The sequence below is a fragment of the Acinetobacter sp. YH12200 genome, from assembly GCF_013418175.1.
In the GTDB taxonomy this organism is placed as follows: Bacteria; Pseudomonadota; Gammaproteobacteria; order Pseudomonadales; family Moraxellaceae; genus Acinetobacter; species Acinetobacter pseudolwoffii.
In genome coordinates, this window is record NZ_VPCO01000063.1 from 1 (window position 1) to 1,740 (window position 1,740).

Below are 1,740 nucleotides of genomic sequence, written 5' to 3' on the forward strand. Positions count from 1 at the left end.
AAGTGATATTCTGCTCTAGTTAAGCTACCTTATTTTGTTGTGGTAGCTGGTCATAGTAAAACTCATCTGGAGTCATTTTGTCCAGACTCGAATGAGGTCGTTTCAAATTATAAAATTCAAAATATGCACTCAATTGCTTTTTCGCATCGGTGACACTGCTATAAGCTTTGAGATACACCTCTTCATATTTAACGCTTCTCCATAACCGTTCAACCATCACATTATCAATCCATCGACCTTTACCATCCATACTGATTTGAATGCCATTTGATTTCAATACATCAATAAATGCATCACTGGTGAACTGACTGCCCTGGTCTGTATTAAATATTTCAGGTGATCCATATTTTTCAATCGCTTCATTTAAAGCCGAAATACAAAAATCCACCTCCATACTAATCGATACCCTATGCGCAAGTACCTTGCGGCTATGCCAATCGGCTTTGTTGCACAAACCTATCTGTAAAGGCTTTTTCAGCGATATAATTTCCAAATGAATAAGCCTACACAGAAAATCTACCGCACAACCAATTGGCCCGCATATAACCGAGCACTCATGAGTCGCGGAAATATTGCCATTTGGTTTGATCCTGCTACGCAATGGTATGCGCCATCAAAAGGCAAACAAGGGCGAAATCAAACCTACTCCGACGCAGCCATCCAATGCTGCTTAATGATTAAATCCTTATTCCGTTTGTCTTTACGTATGGTCACTGGCTTTGTGCAAAGTCTGATTAAACTTTGCGGCTGAGCAGCCCCGAATATCAGTGATATTCGTACAGTACGCTTTGTAGAAGACAAAAGCATATTGATATTGCAATCAGCTACCAAAAAAGTAGCGATGGGCTGCATCTACTCGTAGACTCTACAGGCATGAAGTTTCTAGGTGAGGGCGAATGGAAACGCAAGAAACATGGAGCTGAATATCGTCGCCAATGGCGTAAACTACATATTGGTATAGATGCCAAAACCCTACAAATACGCGCTATTCAGCTCACAACCAATAATGTCAGTGATTCACAGGTGCTTGGTGATTTACTTAATCAGATTCCACAAGATGAGCAGATTGACTCTGTTTATACCGATGGAGCTTATGACACCAAGCAATGCCGTCAGGTCATTGCAGATCGGCAAGCACATGTGGTGATTCCACCTAGAAAAAATGCGAAACCATGGAAAGATACAAAGAGTAGCTCGCTAGAGCGAAATGAATTACTTCGAACAGTTAAACGTTTAGGCAGGACATTATGGAAAAAATGGTCAGGCTATCATCGCCGCAGTTTGGTGGAAACCAAGATGCATTGCATCAAATTATTAGGCGATAAATTAATGGCAAGAAGCTTTCCTAGTCAGGTGAATGAAATTCATGCACGTGTAGCAGTCCTCAACAGATTTACGGAATTAGGTCGACCACTTACCCAAGTTACGCCTTAAATTTGGCTCAATTAGGGGCGCTTTGCATTTCAAATCTTTGTGCAACAAAGCCGTTTTTAATAGAAAAACCTTAATTTTTTTAAAATTGAGACTTATAGGTGTAGAGATTCACCCCCCTTAGTTACAGCTGAGAGTGGTGGCAGTCCAAATCTAACTAAAAGGTGTCTATAAAATCAGTAGCTATTCAGTCTTGCAAAATATTCACTTAATTTTTGTTATACAAAGCTTTTGAGTAAAGGATGAACCCACATCAATGTAATAGCAATTATCTAACCGGGTCATTTCCTTGACGATCGTATGTCCCAA

At 40.1% G+C, this 1,740-nt stretch carries 3 pseudogenes; 1 reads left to right on the forward strand and 2 read right to left on the reverse strand.

Going from position 1 to position 1,740, the window contains the following annotated elements:
• Positions 1–19: 19 nt before the first annotated feature.
• Positions 20–454 (reverse strand): annotated as a pseudogene (locus tag FTU90_RS15860) (transposase); the annotation flags it as partial.
• A 39-nt stretch (positions 455–493) separates the two neighbouring features.
• On the opposite strand from FTU90_RS15860, the pseudogene FTU90_RS15865 reads away from it, so the two are divergent.
• Positions 494–1,434 (forward strand): annotated as a pseudogene (locus FTU90_RS15865) (IS5 family transposase).
• Positions 1,435–1,635: 201 nt separating this feature from the next.
• Here FTU90_RS15865 and FTU90_RS16225 read toward each other — a convergent pair.
• A pseudogene (locus FTU90_RS16225) lies at positions 1,636–1,740 on the reverse strand (serine/threonine-protein phosphatase 2); the annotation flags it as partial.